The organism is Paenibacillus assamensis DSM 18201 (assembly GCF_000422445.1).
In the GTDB taxonomy this organism is placed as follows: domain Bacteria; phylum Bacillota; class Bacilli; order Paenibacillales; family Paenibacillaceae; genus Paenibacillus_B; species Paenibacillus_B assamensis.
This window is the reverse complement of the sequence record NZ_KE383837.1, coordinates 80,968-102,747: the sequence shown is the minus strand read 5'-3', so window position 1 is coordinate 102,747 and position 21,780 is coordinate 80,968. Positions and strand designations below refer to the sequence as shown.

Sequence of the window (21,780 nt, the reverse complement as noted above, 5' to 3'; positions counted from 1 at the left end):
TGTTAAGAAATGGGTAACTTTTTTCCCTGGAAGTCGCTGTCGGTGTTGATGGTATCCATCGCAACGTTAGGTGTTGTTGGCATTAATCAGTGGGCAACGCCTATCGTCGAGGATATGCAAAAGGAAGTTGTGAGCCATGCGAAAAAGGAGCTGCGTGTACCTGCGTACGATTCTATCGTCTATATGCCGCTCTGGATCGAGCATTTAAAGGAGCAGCCTGATAATGGCCGACAAAAAGTTGGTGTGTTTGGCCCATCCACCGTATTTGGTACGACGGTGAAGGAAGGTAAAAATACGACTGCAGGTGTACTGCAGCTGCATATGAAAGATAAAACGGTTTATAATCTAGGACTTACAGGAGGCCGCTTCACGGAGACATACGCCATTCTTGCATCGATGATCGATGAGATTGATTATGTCGTCTATGAGGTGAACTATGGTATAGCTGTCGTTACTGAAAATGAGCCGGATGTTATGGTGTATCCGACGATGGTTAGTAAGCTTGGCCAAAGCATTCCTAAAGATTGGCTGGATGAATTTCCTGCTAAAAATAAAAGCTCTCTGCCGAGCGATGCGCATAACTGGATGACAGCAAATGTATTGAATAACTGGACGCTGTTCCATGATCGTGATGCGATTAGCTATAAGTTTTTAAAAACACGTACGCCGATGGAGAAACTTCGTCGGGAAGTGAAGAAGCAGCAGGATGCGAAAAAAGGGGTCAAACCTGAACCTGCTGTATCTCCGTATCGTGCCTATGATTCATTTAGCAATACTTATAAGGCAAAGGTGGATAAACATTTCAAGTCTCTCTATACATGGAAAAAACCATTTGACCCCAATAATAGCTTCGGCTTATTCATGATGGAGAAGACGTTGGATTTGCTTAAAGAAAATAATAAGAAAGCTGTCTTCTATTCAGCACCGCTGGACAAGTCGCTAATTACGAACCGCAAGCTGCTTGATTGGAAAGATTACAATAAAGTGATGGGTTCTTACAAAAAGCTGATTGAATCTCGTGGATATCCGTACATTGAATTCAACGGTGGTACGAATGTTGTAGACCATAAATACTATCACGATCCTTCGCATATGACGGATGCTGGTAATAAGCTGTTTGGCGAAATTCTATACAAGAGGTTGAAAACATATGGAATTACCAACAAGTAGTAGGGTAGAAAAGCATAAGACCAAATCATTGCCTTTAGGTCAACAGATAGCACGCTATTTGCTACTAGGACTTGTTACACTTGCTGGTGCTGCGACGATGATTATCGTTGTATTAGGTATATTGTTCTTCTCAGGCGAAACAACGGAATTTATTTATATGAATTTTTAGTAGATTGATTATAAATTAGTTGTCATTCAGAATGATTCAGAAAAGCTTGTGGCGTATAACGCTGCAAGCTTTTTTTGTTAATCAGTTATCGAGTCCATTCCATAATGCTTGGGGTAACATACGCTTCAATGAAGCTCGCACCAATAAGCAGAATTATCATAATAACCAACAATAAGCCGATTCTCGTACCTTCTCGTTTCCAATCAACACGCTGCTTAAGTTTAACGAAGCGGGCTGCCCATACTAGCGGCTTCAATCCTATTGCACCGGCTATCAACAGTGCAGGAATTTCTAATATGCCGTGAGGAAGTAATCCTGCCAAAATGGTTTCGACGGAGCTAAAGGAAGTGGCCAAGACGGAAATAAACCCGATCATAATTCCGTTAAATAGCAAAAACATAATGGTTGGAACGGATAGGAGAAGGCCGCTAGCAGCAATAATGAGTCCAGTTACGATATTGTTATAGGCTAGCGTATACCATTCAGGAAACTGTGGATTATAGTACGTTTTTGGATCGATATTGACATAGTTGCCAAGTGTAATGCCGAGCACCAAACCTGCTGCTAGAAACAAAGCAGCTAAAATAAACCGTTTCTTTTCTTCCTGCCATACTTGTTTAAGGTTGATTTTCATGCTGGTTTTCACCCCATGCTGTTATTTAATAATTACATTTACATAACTAAACATAAGTAAAAGTACACCTAAATCTATCAGGTGTACTCGTATACGGAATTAAAGAGCGATAGCAGTATCGATAAGACCGAAATTGATAAGTGTTTCTAAAAGTCCTCTAACGAACTCAAGCTGCGGAGGAAGAGCTCCTGTATTGATAAGGTTCTCGATAATTTCTTTTGCTACAGAAAGGTCAACACCAAGTAAAGAAGAAACATCAATCATCATAATTTTGCACCTCCTTTTCTGTGGAACTAACACCAATCTATGAGGACTCTACTAGATTGGTTCCAAATATAAGCAGCTCGTCCCATACATTTGGATATGTTGTCCATGTCATATTGGACAAGTATCAGCAACAAAGATGACGAGTGAAAGAACGGTTCTAATAGACGGGTTTCCCGTTTATTTTCATGTATCGAACATGAAGCAGTGGAGAAGTATGTATGAAATTGGCAGTGAAATTTCGGGGAATTTATGCTAATATCATTTTTGTTCACGTTAGAAGAACAAGTGTATTCCTACAAGAGACAAATTAATGATTTTTCCATGAATAGAACATGCTAAGGAGATACAGTTATGAAACGAATTGGACTTTTTATGCGCATTGTCATTGCTATAGCCCTTGGGATTGGGCTTGGGCTAGTTGCACCGGATTGGTTTATTCGCATCTTTGCTACCTTTAACAAAGTGTTTGGCAACTTTTTAAGCTTTATTATTCCACTTATTATTATTGGATTTATTATTCCTGGTATCGGGGAATTAGGGCGTGGAGCGGGGAAGTTAGTTGGGTTAACAGCGCTTGTTGTCTATATGTCAACAATTGTTGCAGGCTTCTTGGCTTATTTCGTTGCTGATGCAACGTTCCCGACGTTGCTCAGTTCCTCGAATGCTGCTCAAGCGAATCACAGCACGGGACAAGAGCTGTTGACGAGTTATTTTGAGATAGGAATGCCTCCTGTATTTGATATTATGACTGCCTTGCTGCTTGCTTTCTTGATCGGAATTGGTATTACGGCCGTTCAGGCAGATGGATTGATGAAAATATCGCTTGAATTGAAAGAGATTGTTGGTAAAGTTATTTCCACGATTATTGTACCGCTCTTGCCAATCCACATTGCAGGTATTTTTATGAATATGACGCAGGCGGGCGAAGTGGCGATGATTTTACAAGTATTTATTAAAGTGTTTGCCATTATTTTAGTGCTGCATTTGGTTATTCTCATCTTGCAATTTTCAGTTGCAGGGGCTCTAAATAAACGGAATCCGTTTCGCATGCTGCGTACAATGGTGCCGGCGTACTTTACAGCACTAGGTACGCAATCATCAGCAGCGACGATCCCGGTGACTTTAAAGCAGGTAAAAGAGCTGGGTACAGATGAAGAAGTCGCTGACTTTGTTGTTCCATTATGCGCAACGATTCATATTACTGGATCTACGATTACGTTGACATCAGTGTCTGCAGCAATTTTGCTCTTAAATGGACATACGCTTTCGCTTGAGGTGATGCTGCCATTCATTATGATGCTGGGCATCACAATGATTGCTGCTCCAAGTGTACCAGGCGGTGGGGTGATGGCTGCCTTAGGGCTATTTACATCCATGCTCGGATTTGATGATGCGATGATTAGTTTGGCGATTGCGTTGTATGTCGCACAGGATAGTTTCGGAACAGCAACGAATGTCACGGGTGACGGTGCAATTGCGCAAATTGTTCATTACTTTAAGAAAAAGAATAAATGAACAGCTCCTTCAAATTCATAAGGTAATTATTATCTAGTTATCGTGCACGTATTGCATGATAACTAGATTTTTTTATGTGAATGATAGAGCGGGGATGTTGACGGAAGGAATATTAATTACGTTTCATCACAACACTTTATACTGTTTTTGATGTGGCAGCAGTTGCTTCCGTATCCTGTTCATTTCTGGCTGTGCCTTTGTTCAGCATCATAATGCCGATAACGACCAGAAGTAAGGCAACCATTTTCAACATACTAATTTCTTCTTGAAAAAAAATAATACCGAGGATAACAGCAAGTGCAGTGCCAATCCCTGACCAAGTCGCATAGGCAGAAGAAAGCGGTATCGTTTTTAACGAGAAGCTCAAGAAAGTGAATGCCGCGAAATAACATACAGCAAACGCTAGTGTAGGATAGATGGCTGTAAATCCATTAGATAGTTTCAGCATCACAGTGCCCACAGCTTCTGTAATAATGGACAAAGATAAGTAAAAGATACCTCTCATAACTCGAACTCCTTACGTAAATAGCATTATTTTGTCATATTCAATAGTACAAGACCCGTTACAAGCAGTACGATGCCGATAACACCTGTACGGTTAATTCGCTCTTTAAAAAATAGGACGCCAACTAGTACGGTTAAAATGGTTCCAAGTCCACTCCAAGTAGCATATACAGGGCCCAGTGGTAGAAACTGTAGTACGTTAGAAAGCAGGTAAAAGCAAAGTCCATAACCGACGACTACGCCTGTGACAGGCAGCACTCGTGTAAATCCGTTGGATAGTTTGAGCATAAAGGAGCCGAATACTTCAAACACAATTGAAAAAAACAATAATACATAAGGCATTACGATGATTCCTCCCTCAGTAACTTCATCATATAATCGTACACGCTCTGCTGGTCCTCCTTAGTAACGGGACATAGTTGGAACATAGATGAGAACCACAGTCCATCACATAAAGTGCGAAGCACGACAGACTTTTGCTTGGATAAGCCTTCTTGTTCCCAAGCGTGATGAAATCGCTCATATTCTTCCGCCCACAGATTCAACAGATCGGAATGGTTTGCAATGGTCGCTAACAGACTTGAGTTCACGAGCAGAAAGTCGGGATCAGCGGACGCTTTCATCGTTGCTTGTAAATAGGCTTGGCTATAGGGAATGCCCGATTCCAACTCCGCCTCAATCATGTTGCGGAAGCAGGCGATAACATGGATGTTTAATCCTTTTATTAATTCGTCTTTGCTAGGGAAATGATAGAGCAGACCGCCTTTGCTAACGCCAGCTTCAGCTGCTACAGCGTCAAGTGTTAGTTGATTTGCCCCTTTGGAGGCGATAACTTGAGAAGCTGCATTCAATATCTGTTCACGTTTGGACATGTTTGCAACCACCTTACTATACCGTCTGGACGGTTTACTTTCTGTAATTATAGATGGTATGGCGAGTAAATTCAACTTACATACGTTGATTGATGTTCTGTATGTAATCGTTAGTTACTTGGTGTTAGTTGCTATCTTAATAATAGTATGGTACTTTAGAGAAACAAGTTGATAGGAGGGCTCGAGATGAAAATTGAAATTTGGTCGGACTATATGTGCCCATTTTGTTATATTGGGAAGAAACGATTAGAAACAGCGCTGCAGCAATTTGAGCATCGAGATCAAGTGGAGCTAACGTATCGCAGTTTTGAGTTGGACCCACATGCACCCCGTGATTTGAATCAACGTGTAGTAGAAATGTTGGCGGCAAAATACGGTATGAGCTTAGAGCAGGCAAGTGCGATGCAAAATCAGGTTGCAGCGCAAGCTTTGACGGTCGGCCTTACGTTTAACTTTGACACGATGATCCATACCAACACTCGTGATGCTCATCGACTTACTCGTCATGCTTCGGATAGAGGTAAGGGAGCTCAAATGACAGAACGATTATTTAATGCGGCATTTACGGAGTCTCTACATGTAGGTGACCGTAACGTCTTAACGGATTTGGCGGTTGAAATTGGACTGGATCGAGCAGAAGTTACACAACTGTGGGAATCAGATGCTTATGTACAAGAAGTGCTAGCAGAAGAGCAGCGTGCGCAAGCGATGGATGTCCGCGGTGTTCCATATTTCTTGGTGGATGGGAAGCTTGCGGTTTCTGGTGCACAATCAAGTGAGCGTTTTGCAGAGGCGTTACAATATGCGTGGCAGCATCGTGAGCAATCTAATGAAGTCTCATCTAACGAGGATGCTTCTGGTTCTGGCTGTGTTGATGGAACTTGCTCTATATAACAATTATAATAAAAAGTATCCTAATGCCCTTAAGTGGGACTAGGATACTTTTTTTGCATTTTACTTGTAATGATATAGCATCAGTCGAAAATGTATGTCGCTGTGAGAAGCTAGAAGCTAGGCATACGTACAGAAAATAGGAGTGAGCATATGGTCCTGTCAACGAATGTTCCTAAAGAAGTAGATGCGCTGCTTTGTGCATACCAGAAGCAGATACTAACTACACTTCCTAATCAAATCTATGGTATCTATTTATATGGATCGATTGCATTGAACGCATATGATTCTACCAACAGTGACATAGACATCATCGTTCTATTGCATGCTAGCCCAATAGAAGCAGGTAAACAAACGATTACCCACATTCATCAATCACTAGCATCAGTCAGTTCCTTAGCGAAACGAATAGACGGTATGTACATTCCTGTTGATTATCTAGGCAAACAAAATGATGATGTTTCACCCTATTTGTATGTTACGGATGGTAAAGTACGTCTAGGGAAGTGGGATCTAAATGCAATAACATGGTGGATGTTGAAACAATATGGCATTACGATTTACGGACCTGAGAGTAAGGAACTCAACATCGATATTAGCTGGGACGATGTTATCCAGACATTGGACTATAATCTCAATCATTATTGGAGGCGAAAATCAAACGGCAGATTGCCGTATATGCTGGATGATGTTCGTGCAGACGCAGTATGTACGATGTGTAGAATTATGTACAGTCTAGAACATCAACACATTGCCGCTAAAGTTGAAGCAGTACAGTACGTTATGAACAAGCTCCCAGAGAAATGGCATCCATTGCTATTGGAAGCCATCGCTGTGCGTGAGGGACATCACAAACCTCAATCGATTGTGACTCGGTGGGCTCGAGCTAAGCAAACGCAAGCGTTCCTCCGCTTGATGATCGCTCAAAGCTCCCAAACCTATTTATATAAGTGATGCATGTTGGAAGATAAACAAAAGGATAGGTATAGCTCGGATAGCTGATCGTAATTTAAAAGTGCGGTATTTCCACAGTGTGAGTAGGCGAGATAGTTTCGAAGGTTAGCCTGAATAACTTAATGCAAGGGTGTGCCGCTAGCGTAATTACGGTGTGTCACTTTATTTTGATGACTTTCCACTGTTGGCTGTTTTCTTATTAAAGGAAAATGTTAATAGCCAAATTACAATAATGACATAACCAATCGTAACGAAAATCGACCATAATTGACCTTCGCGCAATTGTTCAAACCAATACTCGAACTCATTTCCATTTCGCCCGATGCTGTTGATTAGCGACACAGCGGGTACTAGCATGGTGATGGCCGCTACAACGATAGAGAAAATAGTGTTTTTTTTGCGGATAATACTAATGACGGTTGTTACGAGGGTGATAAATAAAAAGCCGTAATAGACCATCCACACCCAAGATGGCAATGTCTGCATATGCATTTCTTACTCCTACTCCTTTTTAGACATCATTAGCTAAAGAATGCTTTATTAGCTCGTGTCTTATTTATTTGTGTAATCTAAAGCCTATTATAACTAACTTTTTCCATAACGGAAGCACATTTTTAAAAGTTACGCTATTTTTCTATAAAAGTTGTAAGTTTTTTTGACATTTTTGCATAGATAGTGAACAGATCATATGAAAATTCATATACATGTCTTGGATAGAATCGTAGATTATATCTGATGTGGAAAATGGAAGAGAGGCTTAGGAAGATGGTGTAATACCTGGGTTTGTTGCCAACAAGGAGCAAGTAAAGCGAGCGTGCAGTTCTTCATCAACCTGTTCAAACATGCATGCTCGCTAATTTTTATAAGTCTATTTGTATGAAGATTATAATCGAATTGACTTCTTATACAACGGATAGAACCACTTTACTCCGCGTGGGGTTAACGTATCAGCCACCAGGTGTGATACATATCCGAGCACAGACACGGCCATAATGCCTTCAATTTGAAGCTGCTGTTCTAATCCATAGCCTATCATCCCCCAGAAGATGACCGCCCAAATCGTATGCGTCAATCCTCGATGACTCAGCCACGGTGCCCAAGCTACAAACAGTCCGAAGCCAATAAGCCAGTACATGTGGCTCTGCCAGCCAATGAACATTAACACAGCCCCTATCAGGCTGACGATGGCGTTGCGAATAATACCTTCCTTCGTGATAAAACCAAGTAAGAAAATAATAAATGCGCCCATCGCCCATTCCATACTTACATGCTCGTTTATCACGTATTGATAAGCAAGACCAGCAACGAGTACAGCACCAAGCCATACAATCGACTCGCGAATCCAACGTGATAACTGCCCAATTCGTCTGCTTAATAGACTTGGTCCGTCTAGATCTGCACTTAAAGCCGAAAATGCTGATATCGCTACATATAAGCCTGCACTCTTAAATGAGAATGGAAAATAAGCAGCAGCACCCATGCCGATCGTAACGCCAATTGCTAAATGGGTTGTTCCTTTCATACTTCCTCCTAATATGTACTTACAATAAATTGATCAATAAACATAAACCAAACATATGTTTGTATAGAGTATACATGTATTTATGATTGTAAACAATGGATGAGGTTGTAAATTGTGATTTTAAAAACGAGGTAAATGGATCATATTCATGATTTACAGGGTGAATGTACATTTTTAAACCTAAAATTGTAACAGATTCGACAAAAGAGTTGATCTTTTGTGTGAAAAAGGAAATAATAGGGGGGTGAAAGTAGAAAAATAAGATTACAAATCTGTGCTTTAATATGTTAAATTATATAGGTATGTGCCTAACAACTAGAATATCTTTGAGGGGGATCATCCTTGGATTGGCAAGACATTATTTTTAAGTTTGTTGGTGGATTGGGCTTATTCCTATTCGGGATAAAGTACATGTCCGACGGATTGCAGAAGTCGGCAGGGGACAAGATGCGTGGGCTATTGGAGCGCTATACTTCGAACCCGGTACTTGGATTGTTGGTCGGTGTTGGCGTTACAATCCTCATTCAGTCTTCATCAGGAACGACTGTAATGGCGATTGGACTAGTTAATGCGGGTCTAATGACGCTGCGACAAGCAATAGGTGTAATTATTGGAGCGAACATTGGTACGACGATGACTGCATTCATTGTGGGTATTAAGATTGATGCTTATGCACTGCCTATAATTGCAGTAGGTGCAATTTTCCTATTCTTCTTTAATAAGAAAAAGTTGCAGTACATAGGCCAAGTTATTTTTGGCTTCGGTACACTTTTCTTAGGCTTGTCATTAATGGGAGGCGGGGTAAAACCGCTTAGTAAGCTTCCTGTCTTTACTGACTTTATGATTCAGCTTCAGGATCAACCAATTTTGGCACTATTAGTTGGTACTGTATTCACTGTTATCGTGCAAAGCTCCAGCGCAACGATTGGTATTTTGCAAACGATCGCTGACGAAGGCATGATTAGCTTGATGGGGGCGCTTCCGATCTTGTTCGGTGACAACATCGGAACGACGATTACAGCAGTTCTTGCTTCTATTGGAGCGACTGTAGCTGCAAAACGTACTGCACTTGTGCATGTTATCTTTAACGTGCTAGGTTCAATCATTTTCATGCTATTACTTCCATTGGTCCACAGCGTTGTATTGTGGCTCGGTGAAGGTGTAAACGTTCGTATGCAAATTGCTTATGCACACGGAATCTTTAACACAACGAACGCGTTGCTCTTCTTGCCGTTCATTCCAATTTTGGCGTGGATTGTAACTAAGGTTATTCCAGGCAAATCACAGGAAATTGAGTTCAAAGCAATCTACTTGGACGAAAGATTGTTGGCAACTCCAGCAGTAGCATTTGGACAAGCTCAACATGAAATTTTGCGCATGGGTCAGTTCGCACGCGAAACATTAAATGACTCTACGAACTTCTTCTTTAGCAGGGACGTTAAGCTTGGCGAACTTGCTCTGCAGAAAGAAGCGCTAATTAACGAATTGAACCGTAAAATTACGGACTATATGGTGAAAATCAATCAACAGAATGGATTGTCCGAGGGTACATCTGAAAGAGCATCAGGCTGGTTCCAGTTGATTAATGATATTGAACGTATCGGCGATCATGCGGAAAATATCGCTGAATTGTCCGAGTTCAGTATGAATAAGAAAGTTGACTTGTCTAACGAAGCAAGCTCAGAGTTGAAAGAAATGACTACACTTGCGGATAAGACGGTGGAAAGAGCTCTATTTGCCTTGGAGCATACAGATGCTCAAGCTGCGCAGCAGGTATTGGATTATGAGCGTGAACTTGATCAAATGGAGAAGAAATTCCGTAAAAATCATATTCAACGTTTGAATCAAAATCAATGCTCGGGCAGCTCTGGAGCTGTGTATCTCGATATCCTCAGCAATCTTGAGCGTGTTGGAGACCATAGTAAAAATATTGCTCAATTCGTTATGCACGAAAAAGAGTAGTTGAAGAAATAAATAAAAAGCGTCGATCATTCTTGAAAAAGAGTGAGCGGCGCTTTTGTCATTCTGCTAAAAAGAAATGATACATGATAACAAGTTAACTAAAATAAACCGAAATTATGGCTCTTCGGTTCTGCTATGCGTAAGGTTCTGATTACTTCTTATTAGATCGTTTCTGAATCTCTTCTGTTACAACAAAGGCGAGCTCTTCGTTGCCGAACAGAGAGAGTACGGCAAGTACGGTATCATCGGGAATATCGCCGGCCTCTTCCTTGGATACGGTCAGTCCCATTGCTTGCTGAAGCAAGTGATTTTCTTCTTGCTTCGGGTAGGCTTTTTGATATAACGCCACAGGGTCGAGATTGTGATTAATACACCATTGTGCAAAAACAAGAATCATCATGTTCTCTTCCTGTTGGTACGTACGGATAATTTGTTCTTCCATTTCTTTCGTGTTCATTGATAAATCTCCTAACAATAAGGTAATATGGGTTCATTCATTATAACGAAGGAGCAGGTGGTATACAATGATTATTAACAACAAGATAAAAGCCGCTGAAGTTCAATTGATAGGTATTGACGGAGAAGATCTTGGGATCGTACCAACTTCTGAGGCGCTTGCAATGGCCAAAAAACTGAAGGTAGACCTCGTTTGTACATCGCTGATGAGCAGCCCGCCGCCATGTAAGTTAGTACGTGCTGGAGCGGTAAAGGAAGAAGCGCAGCAAGCTCGTAAACGTGAGCAGAAGGCAAAAGTGAAAGAGATCCGTTTAACCCCTCAAATTGAAGAGCATGATTATGAGACGAAGAAACAGCAGGCAGAACGTATTTTACGAGCTGGAGATGCTGTTCTTCTCGTTGTTCGTATTTCGGGTAAGGAAGGCGAAAAGGCGAAAAAGTTGCTTGAAGAGCTACTGCGTGATCTGGCATCGATCGGCGTGAAACAATCGGGCATTCAATTAAGTGGTAAGCAAGCAGTTGTGCAAGTGAATCCAATCGCATGAATGTTTTAGTTGCAGATGCTCGATGGGAAGGTGAAAGCCTCCTGCACAAAGCAAGAGGCTGCAAATAACAATATGAAGTCTCGACACTGAAAAGTTACTTTGCAGGTACAGGCACAGGTGCTGGAGCGATTGGAAGCTGAGGAGGTGCCATTAGTTGGTCTAGACTTGCGAATTCATACCCTTGTCTATGGGCTTCATCAATAATTCTGCCTAGGGCTGCTGCGTTATCTTTCGATATAGAGTGAAGCAGAAGGACTGCACCTGGATGCAGCTGTCTAACGACATTGTCATAGGCATACTGAGCTCCGCGTTGTTGATTGACATCCCAATCTTTATAAGCGATGGACCAAAATACGTTGGTATAGCCTAGCTTATGACTAAGGGCAAGCGTACGCTCGTTAAAGATTCCGCGTGGTGGACGAAGATAGCGCATTTGCTTCTGACCAGTTACAGCCGCTACCGCTGTTTTCACTTTCTCCAATTCTTCGGTGAGACGAGTATCCGAAACTGTAGTCATATCTGGATGGCTCCATGAATGGTTACCAATGAGATGGCCTTCGGCAATCATACGTTTAAGCAAGTCAGGTTGTGTTTCAATGTAATGGCCTGTCACGAAAAAAATGGCAGGTACTTTTTTTGATTTAAGCGTATCGAGTATGTTGGCGGTTAGTCCATTTTCATAGCCATTATCGAAAGTAAGATAAAGTGTCTTGGAACGAGTGTTTCCTAGGAAAACGGAGCCGTGTTTTTCGATAACTCCTTTAAAGCCTTCCTCATCAATGGAAGGTAGCTGACCGTTCTTGCTCTTTTTGAACCCGAAATGGAACGTCGGGCTATTGGCAGCTTGTACAGTAACTCCGTATGCAGCACTCAAGATGGCGATTACCAACAAAGCTGAAAAATAACGTTTTAGCATAGATAACTCCTTATAATATAGTGCCGTTATGTGCGGTTATTGTATTATTTGTAAATAGCCTGCGTTTATTCATAAACGTGGATGTTTACGACTTTCTTGGCGCTTTTGGTGAACTTTTCTTTGAGGATCCGAGTGCTTAAGCAATTCAGATACCGTTACAAACTGATAGCCTCTCCTTTTTAATTCAGGCAAGATTAATTCAAGAGCTTGTGGGGTCTGGGTACGCCCGTGTACATAATCGTGGAACAGAACAATATCGCCATTGCGTGCATTGTTCAGTACCTTGTTTTTAATTTTGTTAATGCCAGGCAAATCCCAATCTCTCGTATCTTGATGCCAAGACCACATGATGCATTGCAACCCTTGTCGTTTGCTCGTATCGACGATAAGATCATTGTAATTCCCACCGGGTGGTCGGAACAGAGTAGCTGTTTGTCCTGTAGCGGTGTGAATGGCTTGCTGGGTCAGCTGGATTTCTTTAAGGATAAGACTGTGCGATGATTTACGATTGAAATAGATGTGATTATACGTATGATTGGCAAGCTCATGACCATCTTCGACGATTTTTTTGGCGAGCTGAGGATATTTGGCTACGCGTTTGCCAAGGACGAAAAATGTACTTTTTACATCGTATCGCTTCAAAATATCCAAAATAGCCACGGTCTGTTTCGGATCAGGACCATCATCGAACGTGAGTGCCATCATTTTATGTTCTGTCTTTGCCTCCCATATAATTGAGCCTTGTTGTTCGTATTCTTGCCGACTTCTCTTGTTCGGAGTTAAAAATGCTGCTTGAGTGGCAATAATGAAACACAATAGGAGCAGGAGCCAGTATCCTGATCGTTTACGCATACGTATCACCTTATGTTTTGATTAAGTATTAAAACACCAACAACGGCATTCTTGAGAAATGAGATGCTTGAATTCTCCATCTATTGTGTGACCACTAGTAATCATTTAATCTGGATGATGATGGTAACTTGTTTGCAATGAAACGAATCATTCCCAAATTGAAAAAAATTCGTTATAATAATGAATAGAGCTTAACGGAGAAAAATTAAGCTACTATATATTCGTATTGAATATGGATCTTCAGGGCAAGGTGAAATTCCTTACCGGCGGTAAAAGCTGTTAGACAGCTCAAGCCCGCGACTCCCTGCGTTTACGTAGGGACTGACTTGGTGTGAATCCAAGGCCGACGGTTAAAGTCCGGATGGGAGAAGATCGCATAAGCGTTTCGCATGACCAATTGAATATTTTAGGTCTATTGTTGAGATCAGCTTATATCGAGTCATTTCATGACAGATAAGCGATGTTTGTCCTCTTCAGCTAAGATCCTATATTCAACGACCCAGGAGGTTATTGAATATGGACACGCATGCATTGGCTGATCAGCGGAGTACATTCTCAAGCAAAGGGGTGTGGCTCGTTGCACTTGGGGCCGCCTTTTGGGGATTAGGACCGCTGTTCCGCGTACTTGTGTTGGAGTATTTAACATCCACACAAATCGTATTGTTGGAGCATCTTGTATTGTTGGTGTTTGCCGCACCCATCGTGTGGAAACATCGAGCAGAGTTAAAAGGAGCCAGCTGGAAACATTGGTTTGCTTTACTCTTCATTTCGTGGGGAGGCTCTGTTGTTGCAACTATTATGTTTACCGAAGCATTTGCAACAGGGAATGCGAACACGGTACTTCTGCTGCAGAAGCTTCAGCCGCTATTCGCAGTAATACTGGCACGCTTTCTTCTTAAGGAAAGGCTGCCAAATCGATTTGGTTATTTATTAGTTGTAGCACTTATCGGAACGTATTTGCTTACATTTGGTTGGTCATTGCCGCAAGGTGTGATGAACGATGTTGTTGGTGTCAGCAGTTTACTGGCATTGGGAGCTGCATTGCTTTGGGGTGGATCGACGGTTATGGGACGGTTTATGCTCGACAAAATGCAATATGAAACCGTTACGGCACTAAGATTTTTATTGGCGCTCCCCTTGTTATTCGTCTTTACTTGGTCAGAGAATGCGAGCTGGAACGTACCGCCTGAACAGTATGGATCGATTACGTTCTATATTATTTTGCAAGCAGTGCTGCTAGGATTGTTCAGTATTTTGCTTTACTATCGAGGCTTGTCAGAAACGAAGGCATCCTATGCTACGTTGGCGGAACTGTCATTCCCCCTAGTTGGTATGATGATGAACTGGATTGTTTTCAACCAAATGGTTACATTTGCACAATTAACAGGCTTTGTCCTTATCTGGATTGCGTTATTTTACGTATCTAGACAGCAATAGGGGAGCCATTTATATGGATAAATATAAACAACGAAGGAGAGCGAATTGCTCTCCTTTTTGCATGGTCTCGAAAAATATCCGATCATTCGCGGTGTGCTATGTAGATTGGATTTACGAAAATAAATAGATTTGTCCATGCTTGCGGACGTGCAATTTGGAGTTCTCATCTCAATATACATATAGATGATCGTATGATGTTCATCGCATGAGATAGCGGTGAAGGGAGGTTTGGCGATGCCATTTGTACAGCGGTTCACCGTGACAAGTGCGGGTGCGCTCACATTCACAGGGAACGCTTTGTCTTTATCTAAAATAAACAATCAGCTGCTGCCTGGAAATTTAGATGCGTCAGGTGCTTTTATTACGACCAATACGGGACTAACCGCTCCCGGTTGGTTCCCAGGTACAACGCTCAACTATACGCAAAACTCTTCTGCAGCTGTGTTAAGACTTCCTGCTGGGAGTACCATTGAATATGCTGAACTGATATGGTCAGCGAACTATTCATCGGGAGTAGGCAATGTAACACCTAACATTAATGATCCGATTCAATTTACCACTCCTCAAGGAACTTTTACAATTTCACCAGAAACCACCTTCGACAATGTAAGTCCTCTCAATCCTTCCACTAGGTGGTATACACATAGTGCAAATGTAACGTCGCTCGTTCAGGCCGGAGGAGCTGGGACATATATTACGGGAAGTGTGCCTGCTTTTATATCTGCATTTGATAATCAAACTACACATTCCGGTTGGACATTGGCGGTGTCCTATCGTAATTCTGCTTTGCCGTTTCGTAATAAGTCGATATTCGTAGGGCAGGATTTAGTAGGGCTCACCATAACGAACGTAGATATTACTGTATCTGGGTTTTCATCGCCTACAACTGGAAATGTAACAGGGCGTATTTTGCTGTCAGCGCATGACGGAGACCCATTTGCTGGCGGGGATATTGTACGCTTTGGGCCAAATACATCTAACTTGGTTACGTTATCTGGCCCTAATAATTTAGTAAATAATTTTTTCCAAGCTCAAATTAACAATGACTCTGGTAATTTGGATACCGCAGGCACATTTGGGACGCGGAATGCAGTAGCGGGCGATCCTGGCTTTTATACAACTGGGTCTCGTTTGGCCTATGATATTACCAATGTAGATGGTTCGGCAGGTTTATTTAATTCACAGACGTCTGGTGTGCTTCGTATTACTACGTCAGCTGATGTTATCCTACCGAATGGTATCGGCATACAAATTGATGTCAACCAACCTTTATTATCGATTGATAAGACGAGTAGTACTTCAGCTGCACGAGAAGGGGACATTATTACTTATACTGCCGTGATTACAAACAGTGGTGCTGCTAATGCAGACAACGTTATTTTCACGGATCCAATTCCAGCGGGAACAACGTTCATTCCTAACACGGTAACTATAGATGGTGGACCACCGCAAACAGGGCTAAGTCCTATAGCAGGCATAAATTTAAGTACGATTCCTGTTGGCGGGAGCAGAACGGTAACGTTCCAAGTACAAGTAAATACAGGTGGAGTACCGCCACAAATATCGAATACATCCAGTGCTACATTTACCTTTATAAGCGTCCCTGGAGGGCCAGTGCTTGCAGGGGATGTCGTATCGAATGAAGTAATCGTTAATTTGATTGCTGTAAGTATTACAAAGACAGCCACTCCTACGTCCGCGCTTCCAGGTCAAGATGTGCTTTATACCGTGACGGTATTTAATACCGGTGGGGCGACATTAACCAATGTGAGAGTTACGGATGCCACGTTGGGATTGAACGAAACGCTATCTATGTTAACTCCTGGGAATGGGGTAAGGTTTGAGATCAGCTTTACTATACCCCCGGGAACACCAGCTGGATCAATCATTGTGAATCGAGCAGCGGTCGTTACAAATGAAATATCGGATGAGGCATTTTTCCAAGTTAATGTGTTAGCAGCACCATCATTAGCTATTAATAAAACGGCAGACCGAACGATGGCTGCACCAGGGGATACGATATTTTATACCATAGAAGTGTCCAACACAGGAAATAGCACACTTACGAATGTAAGGGTAGTAGACTCCTTATTAGGCATCGATACGCTTGTAGGGACTTTACTTCAAGGGGAGAGCCAGTTCGTATTCGGAGAATTCACAGTTCCAATTGGGTCATCTGGTACGATAACAAATACGACAACGGCAACTTCAGATGAAACAACAGCGGTCAGTGACAGTGAAACGGTTATGATTACTCCACAGCCATCTCTGTTTATACGCAAGCGTGCCTTGGAGCCAGAGGTGGAAGCAGGTTCAGCAGCCATGTTTGAGATCGAATATGGTAATGCTGGCAATGTTACTTTAACAAATGTAGTTGTGTCCGACCCTCAATTAAATATTAACGAAGTCGTGCCAGTCCTCGAACCTGGAGAAGCATTTATAATAACTGGGGCGCTGGATATTCCATTCGGTACGCCACCAGGTACGGTTATTACCAATACCGTTACGGTATCTTCCGATCAGATTGGGACACAAACCGCTCAAGCGAATGTAACCGTTACGCAACCCGCTTTTCCTATTATAGAACTAAGCAAATTTGTTGACCGTGAGACTACAGCTCCTGGGGAAACGATAACCTATACGATTATTATTTCAAATACAGGCTTTATCTCATTGACGAATGTTAACTTAATTGATCCGCTATTAGGTATTAATCAAGTTATCCCAGAAATATTGCCGAGTGACTCGTTTATTATCGAATCAGACTTTTTTGTCCCGTTAGATACACCGGATGGTTCCTCCATCGTTAATACAGCTACTGCTACTTCGGACCAGACACTCCCTGTGGAAACAACTAATATACTCCCTGTGCAGTCGATTTTCGGATTGGACATTACCAAAACCGTTGAGCCAGCGACAGCTCTTCCTGGTGACGAAGTTCAGTATACCATTGTCGTTCGAAATACAGGGAATCGCACACTTAGCAATGTTCGTATTACGGATCCGATTGTTGAACTGGATACTGTCGTGGACAGCTTAGTGCCTGGTGGAGAAATAGAAATCACATCTTTCTTCACGATTCCAGCGGGAACCCCAATTGGTAACTTTGAAAATACCGCTACAGCTTCTGCGGATAATGTGACTACACAGAGCTTCACTGCAAACGTGGAAATAGGCGCCGCTCCAGATTTAACGATTACGAAGACAGCAGATCAGACTAGTGTCGTGCCTGGTGCTACAGTGACGTATACAATTTTGGTTACCAACTCAGGCAATGTACCTCTGTCTAATGTCATCGTTCAAGATCCGCTGCTCGGTATCGATCAGACGATTCCATTATTAGCGAGCGGGGCTGAGCAAACGATTACGCAGACGTTCCTGATTCCGGTTGCTACACCAGCTTTAACTGTATTTTTAAATACGGTAACTGCTTCTTCCGACCAAACGGCTCCAATTACAGCTCAAGAAAGAATTATTGTAGAGCCGATTGTAGGCCTTCAAGTTAGCAAGACTGTATCACCAACAGAAGCTGCACCTGGAACGCCAGTGGAGTTCTCCATTACAGTCAGCAATTTGTCAGCAGTCACGCTTACTAATATTTTAGTGAGCGATCCGCTTATCGGATTTACACAGACGATCCCTTCACTAGCACCAGGAGCTTCTCAAGTATTGTTGGTTCCATTTACGATTCCGAGCGATGAATTGCCAGGATCTTTTGTCAATACGACAGAGGCTTTTGCAAATGAAACAGACACTGTAACTGGAACGGCCTCTGTAGCGATACTGCCAGTATCTTTAATAACGATAGCAAAAGTACCTTCTCAAGCTGTGGCGGTGCCAGGAGAGCCTATTACGTATACGTTCCAGATTACGAACAGCGGCAACACAGATATTACGAATGTTAGAATTACAGACCCACTGCTGCAACTTGATAATAATATAAGTATTATTCCAGTCGGCACAACGATTGAGCTTGTCATCCCATTTGATGTTCCACGGGACTTTACAGGAACATTGCTAACCAATACAGCAACGATTTCTTCCGACCAAACGGCTGCACAGCAAGTAGAAGCATCGATTGAAATTATTCCAGACCTCACGGTACAGTTCACGAAGGTAGCAGATCGTAGTGTTGCGTTGCCGGGAGAGCGGGTCAATTACACGCTGACAATAACGAATTCGTCGACTTTTACATTAACGAACCTCAGGTTGTTTGATCCTGTTATTGATATTGAAGAGCAAGTGACTCGTTTGGAGCCAGGTGCAACGTTAACGTTTAGTGCTTCCTTCATTATTCCGTTAAGTACGGAAGCGGGGACGGTTATAGTTAACGAAGCCATCTTCTTGTCAGATGAAACTGTAGTTCAGCGTGCATCTGCAAGTGTAACTGTAGGAAGTAGTCCGCAGCTCGTACTTACCAAAACGGCTTCCAAACAAACGGCTATGCCAGGGGAGCGGATCCAATTCAGACTTCGGCTGCGCAACACGGGCAATGTTCCACTAACGGGTGTTGTCGTAACCGATCCGCTGCTTAATATTCGTGTCGAAGCGAGGGCGCCTATTGGTCCTGGTGAATCAAGAGAAGCAATTGTTCCTTTTACAGTCCCAAGCAATGCGGTAAGCGGTTCGACAATTACGAATACATTAAATGCAACCTCCAACGAAACAGGGCTTGTGAGTACGTCGGTTTCTGTCAATGTCGCAGCGTCACCATTACAAGTTGTAAAGTCGGCTAATCGTAAGTCCGTTGTTGAATGCGAGATTGTGACGTACACGATTCTTTTGAGAAATACAAGTTCCAGCATAATCAGCGGCATAACCGTAACAGACAATATTCCTGCTGGTTCCACATTTGTAGTAGGCAGCCTTAAGCTTAATGGATGTCCGGTCACGAATCAGCAGCTAGAAACGGGAATTACGATCCCAGACTTGGCCCCTGGGCAACAGGCTGAAGTGACGTTCAAAGTAAAAGTGGAGCCAATCAAAAAGTCCAAGGTAACTCAGCTTGTGAATCAGGCTGTTGCACGATTTACATTTAGGGATCCACAAGGAAGAACGATTACAACCAGTACACAGTCTAATCAGGTTATTGTTGCGATTAAAGAAGAGCAGGAAGAATAAATAACGGTATGAAACTAGTGGTTTATATCGTCAGAAGCTGTCTCAAGAGCAGTCATCTTGATGGCGCAGCAGCCCGTTTTTGAGCAGCTATGATTACAAATGACAAAATGGCGGTACAGTGCGTAGTTGCTGTATCGCTATTTTGTTATTGGTATTTGTGCTTTTTAAAACGCTTTAACAAACAATTTTTAAGATAAACGCTTATATTTTAAATGATGTTGAGTTAATAAGAGATTGGAGTCGAGTGGTGGAATGATGGCCTCACTACACATTTCGAGTAGATAATCGTTTCCTTAAAAACATATTGCAATATCCGATAGAAACTACTACTAAAATGGTAGAAAAAATGGAAATAATTCCATGAAAGCTTGGCAATTTGGTGAAAAATGAGGGAAATACCAGTGAGAAGATTCGATGTCGTTCAAAGAGAATTAGTTAAAGCGTTTGAAGAAAGAAAGAGTTTAACCGATCAGAAAGTGGTATCTTTAAGCCAAGAGTTGGACGACCATATTGTGACCCTACAAAAATTAAAGCAGAAGTCTAGTTGTTCAAACTTGGTGGCGAACAAGTTGCAAGAGCGCTGCTAAAGCTGAGGATCGCTACTCCTATTCAAAATGAGCAATCAAGTACATCGTAAGTTATATGTATATAAGTTAACTTGCACACAAGTTGGAATGGGAGGCTGGGGACGATTTTCATATCATTTGATGTTTAGCCAGTAAATGCGCATGTACATGCCGTTTGCTGGCTTATTCGTCTAGTGGTATGGAATGTAAACTTTTCGTATGAAAACATCTACTTGCGCCCATCTTATGAACTGTGGAGGTGATTATAATGGCGGGAAGAAATAGTAAGCCCAAAAATAATGGACCAGCTTCAAGCCCTAGCCGTATCGAGCAATTTGGAGATAAGCTTGCTGATGAGAGCGGGTTCAAACCAAAGCGTGAGGGCAGTTAGCGCAAACATCTGAAACAGGTTAAGTCATGTTGCGTTTTACATGAACGAGGCAATGAAGGATAGCGGCTTTTAACAAAATTCTGCTATCCTTTGCTTTTTTAATGAGTTGTTGCAAACACTCTTGTCTTGCGCAGAAATAGTTCCCATTTTATACGAAGAGACATTTAAAAAGTACTTTGTCGTATAATGAGAGCTGTCTCTTATCCTTTGTGTATGCTTAATGATATCTTTTTTAGCTATAAAATGGCGTAGTGAAAGGATAAAGTTCCGTATATCTGTTGACCTGAGGTTTATAAATGAAAGGGTAACAGTTTCTAGAGAGGTGGTTGGCTTTGTCAAAAGGAAAGTCACTATATTCATTACTAGCGTTGATTTCATTCGGCATCATCGTTTATGTTTCCTATATCAATTTTATTTATGATCCGCAAGCAGAGAAATTTTTAAGTCATAAAGAAGGGCTTAAGCGTCCGCTTCAGCTTCCGCTATGGTTGAACGTGATGTATGTGCATGTTGTGTTTGCTTGTATGGCACTTGTGACCGGGCTGCTGAATTTCTCGACAAAGTTGTTGCATCGTTACCGTAAGTTTCATCGCGTGAACGGTTATGTTTATGTCGTATCCGTATTTATGGTCGCTTTCACGTCAGGATATATGGCGCCTTATTCGACCGGCGGTAAGGCGAGCAGCGTCGCATTCAATATGCTGAATATTATATGGCCCTTTATGACCGGAATGGCAATTATAAGTATTCGAAAAAAGAGACTAATTCAGCATCGCAAGTGGATGATTCGCAGTTTTGCTTATTGTTTTACGAATACGTCTATACACTTGATTACATTTGTTATTCATAAAGGGTTGGGTTTCGCCTATGTGAACAGCTATACGATAAGCATTTATTGCTCCCTTATTATTCTTCCTATTTTAGCGGAAATCGTGATTAGAGTGACACTGCCACGTACAAAACAAACTTCTCATTAAAAATAAAGCTCTCCTGCGTGTTTCGTGACTTTTCCTCTGAGCAGTTATAAAATGGAAGT

22 protein-coding genes and 1 riboswitch are annotated in these 21,780 nt (G+C 42.0%); of the genes, 12 read left to right on the top strand and 10 right to left on the bottom strand.

Going from position 1 to position 21,780, the window contains the following annotated elements:
- Nucleotides 1-9: 9 nt before the first annotated feature.
- Both H580_RS0114715 and H580_RS0114710 read left to right on the top strand, forming a co-directional pair.
- Nucleotides 10-1,170, top strand: a complete 1,161-nt coding sequence (locus tag H580_RS0114715; RefSeq protein WP_028595451.1) for an SGNH/GDSL hydrolase family protein — start codon at nt 10-12, stop codon at nt 1,168-1,170.
- Nucleotides 1,151-1,339, top strand: a complete 189-nt coding sequence (locus H580_RS0114710) for a hypothetical protein (RefSeq protein ID WP_028595450.1) — start codon at nt 1,151-1,153, stop codon at nt 1,337-1,339. Before H580_RS0114715 ends, H580_RS0114710 begins: the two co-directional genes overlap by 20 nt.
- Nucleotides 1,340-1,424: 85 nt before the next feature.
- On the opposite strand, the gene H580_RS0114705 is transcribed toward H580_RS0114710, so the two are convergent.
- Together H580_RS0114705 and H580_RS26230 are read right to left on the bottom strand one after the other, a co-directional pair.
- The gene (locus H580_RS0114705; RefSeq protein ID WP_028595449.1) at nt 1,425-1,973 is read right to left on the bottom strand and encodes a stage II sporulation protein M; all 549 of its coding nucleotides are present in this window, start codon (nt 1,971-1,973) and stop codon (nt 1,425-1,427) included.
- Between the two features lie 99 nt (nt 1,974-2,072).
- A complete protein-coding gene (locus H580_RS26230; protein ID WP_157282928.1) occupies nt 2,073-2,240 on the bottom strand; it encodes a hypothetical protein in 168 nt (55 codons plus the stop codon).
- 351 nt (nt 2,241-2,591) lie between these two features.
- Here H580_RS26230 and H580_RS0114695 point away from each other — a divergent pair, with 351 nt between their 5' ends.
- The gene (locus H580_RS0114695) at nt 2,592-3,755 is read left to right on the top strand and encodes a dicarboxylate/amino acid:cation symporter (protein ID WP_028595448.1); all 1,164 of its coding nucleotides are present in this window, start codon (nt 2,592-2,594) and stop codon (nt 3,753-3,755) included.
- Between the two features lie 136 nt (nt 3,756-3,891).
- Here H580_RS0114695 and H580_RS0114690 read toward each other — a convergent pair whose 3' ends face one another.
- From H580_RS0114690 to H580_RS0114680, 3 genes are read right to left on the bottom strand one after another with little or no spacing between them, the layout of a single operon-like run.
- Entirely contained in the window at nt 3,892-4,260 is a 369-nt protein-coding gene (locus H580_RS0114690) for a DMT family transporter (RefSeq protein ID WP_028595447.1), read from the bottom strand.
- Nucleotides 4,261-4,286: 26 nt separating this feature from the next.
- Entirely contained in the window at nt 4,287-4,601 is a 315-nt protein-coding gene (locus tag H580_RS0114685) for a DMT family transporter (protein WP_036605328.1), read from the bottom strand.
- Nucleotides 4,601-5,131 carry a TetR/AcrR family transcriptional regulator gene (locus tag H580_RS0114680; protein WP_028595445.1) on the bottom strand — a complete coding sequence of 177 codons (531 nt, stop codon included), beginning with the start codon at nt 5,129-5,131 and terminating at the stop codon, nt 4,601-4,603. Before H580_RS0114680 ends, H580_RS0114685 begins: the two co-directional genes overlap by 1 nt.
- Before the next feature lie 186 nt (nt 5,132-5,317).
- Here H580_RS0114680 and H580_RS0114675 point away from each other — a divergent pair, with 186 nt between their 5' ends.
- Together H580_RS0114675 and H580_RS0114670 are read left to right on the top strand one after the other, a co-directional pair.
- Complete coding sequence (locus H580_RS0114675; RefSeq protein WP_028595444.1) at nt 5,318-6,025, top strand: DsbA family oxidoreductase; 708 nt, start codon at nt 5,318-5,320, stop codon at nt 6,023-6,025.
- A gap of 150 nt (nt 6,026-6,175) precedes the next feature.
- A complete protein-coding gene (locus H580_RS0114670; RefSeq protein ID WP_036605327.1) occupies nt 6,176-6,976 on the top strand; it encodes an aminoglycoside adenylyltransferase domain-containing protein in 801 nt (266 codons plus the stop codon).
- A gap of 162 nt (nt 6,977-7,138) precedes the next feature.
- Here the strand turns inward: H580_RS0114670 and H580_RS0114665 are convergent, their stop codons facing one another.
- Both H580_RS0114665 and H580_RS0114660 read right to left on the bottom strand, forming a co-directional pair.
- Nucleotides 7,139-7,462 (bottom strand): hypothetical protein, encoded by a 324-nt coding sequence (locus H580_RS0114665; protein WP_157282925.1) that lies wholly within the window; start codon nt 7,460-7,462, stop codon nt 7,139-7,141.
- A gap of 397 nt (nt 7,463-7,859) precedes the next feature.
- Entirely contained in the window at nt 7,860-8,498 is a 639-nt protein-coding gene (locus H580_RS0114660; RefSeq protein ID WP_028595441.1) for a metal-dependent hydrolase, read from the bottom strand.
- Between the two features lie 342 nt (nt 8,499-8,840).
- On the opposite strand from H580_RS0114660, the gene H580_RS0114655 reads away from it, so the two are divergent.
- Nucleotides 8,841-10,460, top strand: a complete 1,620-nt coding sequence (locus tag H580_RS0114655) for a Na/Pi cotransporter family protein (protein WP_028595440.1) — start codon at nt 8,841-8,843, stop codon at nt 10,458-10,460.
- Nucleotides 10,461-10,611: 151 nt separating this feature from the next.
- On the opposite strand, the gene H580_RS0114650 is transcribed toward H580_RS0114655, so the two are convergent.
- Nucleotides 10,612-10,917: a hypothetical protein gene (locus H580_RS0114650; RefSeq protein WP_028595439.1), complete on the bottom strand. Its 306-nt coding sequence runs from the start codon at nt 10,915-10,917 to the stop codon at nt 10,612-10,614.
- Nucleotides 10,918-10,984: 67 nt separating this feature from the next.
- On the opposite strand from H580_RS0114650, the gene infC reads away from it, so the two are divergent.
- Nucleotides 10,985-11,461, top strand: coding sequence for a translation initiation factor IF-3 (infC, locus tag H580_RS0114645; RefSeq protein WP_028595438.1), 477 nt, complete (start codon nt 10,985-10,987; stop codon nt 11,459-11,461).
- A gap of 94 nt (nt 11,462-11,555) precedes the next feature.
- Here the strand turns inward: infC and pdaA are convergent, their stop codons facing one another.
- Together pdaA and H580_RS24380 are read right to left on the bottom strand one after the other, a co-directional pair.
- On the bottom strand, nt 11,556-12,377 hold the full coding sequence (gene pdaA, locus H580_RS24385) for a delta-lactam-biosynthetic de-N-acetylase (RefSeq protein WP_036605325.1): 822 nt from the start codon (nt 12,375-12,377) through the stop codon (nt 11,556-11,558).
- A gap of 69 nt (nt 12,378-12,446) precedes the next feature.
- Nucleotides 12,447-13,229, bottom strand: coding sequence for a polysaccharide deacetylase family protein (locus H580_RS24380; RefSeq protein WP_051217481.1), 783 nt, complete (start codon nt 13,227-13,229; stop codon nt 12,447-12,449).
- 232 nt (nt 13,230-13,461) lie between these two features.
- Nucleotides 13,462-13,606, top strand: a riboswitch (FMN riboswitch).
- Between the two features lie 139 nt (nt 13,607-13,745).
- Here H580_RS24380 and H580_RS0114630 point away from each other — a divergent pair.
- From H580_RS0114630 to H580_RS0114610, 5 genes are all read left to right on the top strand, one after another.
- Nucleotides 13,746-14,666 carry a DMT family transporter gene (locus tag H580_RS0114630; protein WP_084509258.1) on the top strand — a complete coding sequence of 307 codons (921 nt, stop codon included), beginning with the start codon at nt 13,746-13,748 and terminating at the stop codon, nt 14,664-14,666.
- Between the two features lie 234 nt (nt 14,667-14,900).
- Nucleotides 14,901-19,787 carry a DUF7507 domain-containing protein gene (locus tag H580_RS0114625; protein ID WP_028595436.1) on the top strand — a complete coding sequence of 1,629 codons (4,887 nt, stop codon included), beginning with the start codon at nt 14,901-14,903 and terminating at the stop codon, nt 19,785-19,787.
- A gap of 386 nt (nt 19,788-20,173) precedes the next feature.
- Nucleotides 20,174-20,374 (top strand): Spo0E family sporulation regulatory protein-aspartic acid phosphatase, encoded by a 201-nt coding sequence (locus H580_RS27045; RefSeq protein ID WP_084509256.1) that lies wholly within the window; start codon nt 20,174-20,176, stop codon nt 20,372-20,374.
- 247 nt (nt 20,375-20,621) lie between these two features.
- Nucleotides 20,622-20,744, top strand: a complete 123-nt coding sequence (locus H580_RS26820; RefSeq protein ID WP_281167980.1) for a hypothetical protein — start codon at nt 20,622-20,624, stop codon at nt 20,742-20,744.
- 332 nt (nt 20,745-21,076) lie between these two features.
- A complete protein-coding gene (locus H580_RS0114610) occupies nt 21,077-21,721 on the top strand; it encodes a DUF2306 domain-containing protein (protein ID WP_028595435.1) in 645 nt (214 codons plus the stop codon).
- Nucleotides 21,722-21,780 lie beyond the last annotated feature (59 nt).

Excerpts from the sequence above, each read along its gene's own strand:
- H580_RS0114715 (WP_028595451.1), top strand. The coding sequence starts at position 10 with ATGGGTAACTTTTTTCCCTGGAAGTCGCTGTCGGTGTTGATGGTATCC.
- H580_RS0114710 (WP_028595450.1), top strand. The coding sequence starts at position 1,151 with ATGGAATTACCAACAAGTAGTAGGGTAGAAAAGCATAAGACCAAATCA.
- H580_RS0114705 (WP_028595449.1), bottom strand. The coding sequence starts at position 1,973 with ATGAAAATCAACCTTAAACAAGTATGGCAGGAAGAAAAGAAACGGTTT.
- H580_RS26230 (WP_157282928.1), bottom strand. The coding sequence starts at position 2,240 with ATGATGATTGATGTTTCTTCTTTACTTGGTGTTGACCTTTCTGTAGCA.
- H580_RS0114695 (WP_028595448.1), top strand. The coding sequence starts at position 2,592 with ATGAAACGAATTGGACTTTTTATGCGCATTGTCATTGCTATAGCCCTT.
- H580_RS0114690 (WP_028595447.1), bottom strand. The coding sequence starts at position 4,260 with ATGAGAGGTATCTTTTACTTATCTTTGTCCATTATTACAGAAGCTGTG.
- H580_RS0114685 (WP_036605328.1), bottom strand. The coding sequence starts at position 4,601 with ATGCCTTATGTATTATTGTTTTTTTCAATTGTGTTTGAAGTATTCGGC.
- H580_RS0114680 (WP_028595445.1), bottom strand. The coding sequence starts at position 5,131 with ATGTCCAAACGTGAACAGATATTGAATGCAGCTTCTCAAGTTATCGCC.
- H580_RS0114675 (WP_028595444.1), top strand. The coding sequence starts at position 5,318 with ATGAAAATTGAAATTTGGTCGGACTATATGTGCCCATTTTGTTATATT.
- H580_RS0114670 (WP_036605327.1), top strand. The coding sequence starts at position 6,176 with ATGGTCCTGTCAACGAATGTTCCTAAAGAAGTAGATGCGCTGCTTTGT.
- H580_RS0114665 (WP_157282925.1), bottom strand. The coding sequence starts at position 7,462 with ATGCAGACATTGCCATCTTGGGTGTGGATGGTCTATTACGGCTTTTTA.
- H580_RS0114660 (WP_028595441.1), bottom strand. The coding sequence starts at position 8,498 with ATGAAAGGAACAACCCATTTAGCAATTGGCGTTACGATCGGCATGGGT.
- H580_RS0114650 (WP_028595439.1), bottom strand. The coding sequence starts at position 10,917 with ATGAACACGAAAGAAATGGAAGAACAAATTATCCGTACGTACCAACAG.
- infC (WP_028595438.1), top strand. The coding sequence starts at position 10,985 with ATGATTATTAACAACAAGATAAAAGCCGCTGAAGTTCAATTGATAGGT.
- pdaA (WP_036605325.1), bottom strand. The coding sequence starts at position 12,377 with ATGCTAAAACGTTATTTTTCAGCTTTGTTGGTAATCGCCATCTTGAGT.
- H580_RS24380 (WP_051217481.1), bottom strand. The coding sequence starts at position 13,229 with ATGCGTAAACGATCAGGATACTGGCTCCTGCTCCTATTGTGTTTCATT.
- H580_RS0114630 (WP_084509258.1), top strand. The coding sequence starts at position 13,746 with ATGGACACGCATGCATTGGCTGATCAGCGGAGTACATTCTCAAGCAAA.
- H580_RS0114625 (WP_028595436.1), top strand. The coding sequence starts at position 14,901 with ATGCCATTTGTACAGCGGTTCACCGTGACAAGTGCGGGTGCGCTCACA.
- H580_RS27045 (WP_084509256.1), top strand. The coding sequence starts at position 20,174 with ATGAGGGAAATACCAGTGAGAAGATTCGATGTCGTTCAAAGAGAATTA.
- H580_RS26820 (WP_281167980.1), top strand. The coding sequence starts at position 20,622 with ATGGCGGGAAGAAATAGTAAGCCCAAAAATAATGGACCAGCTTCAAGC.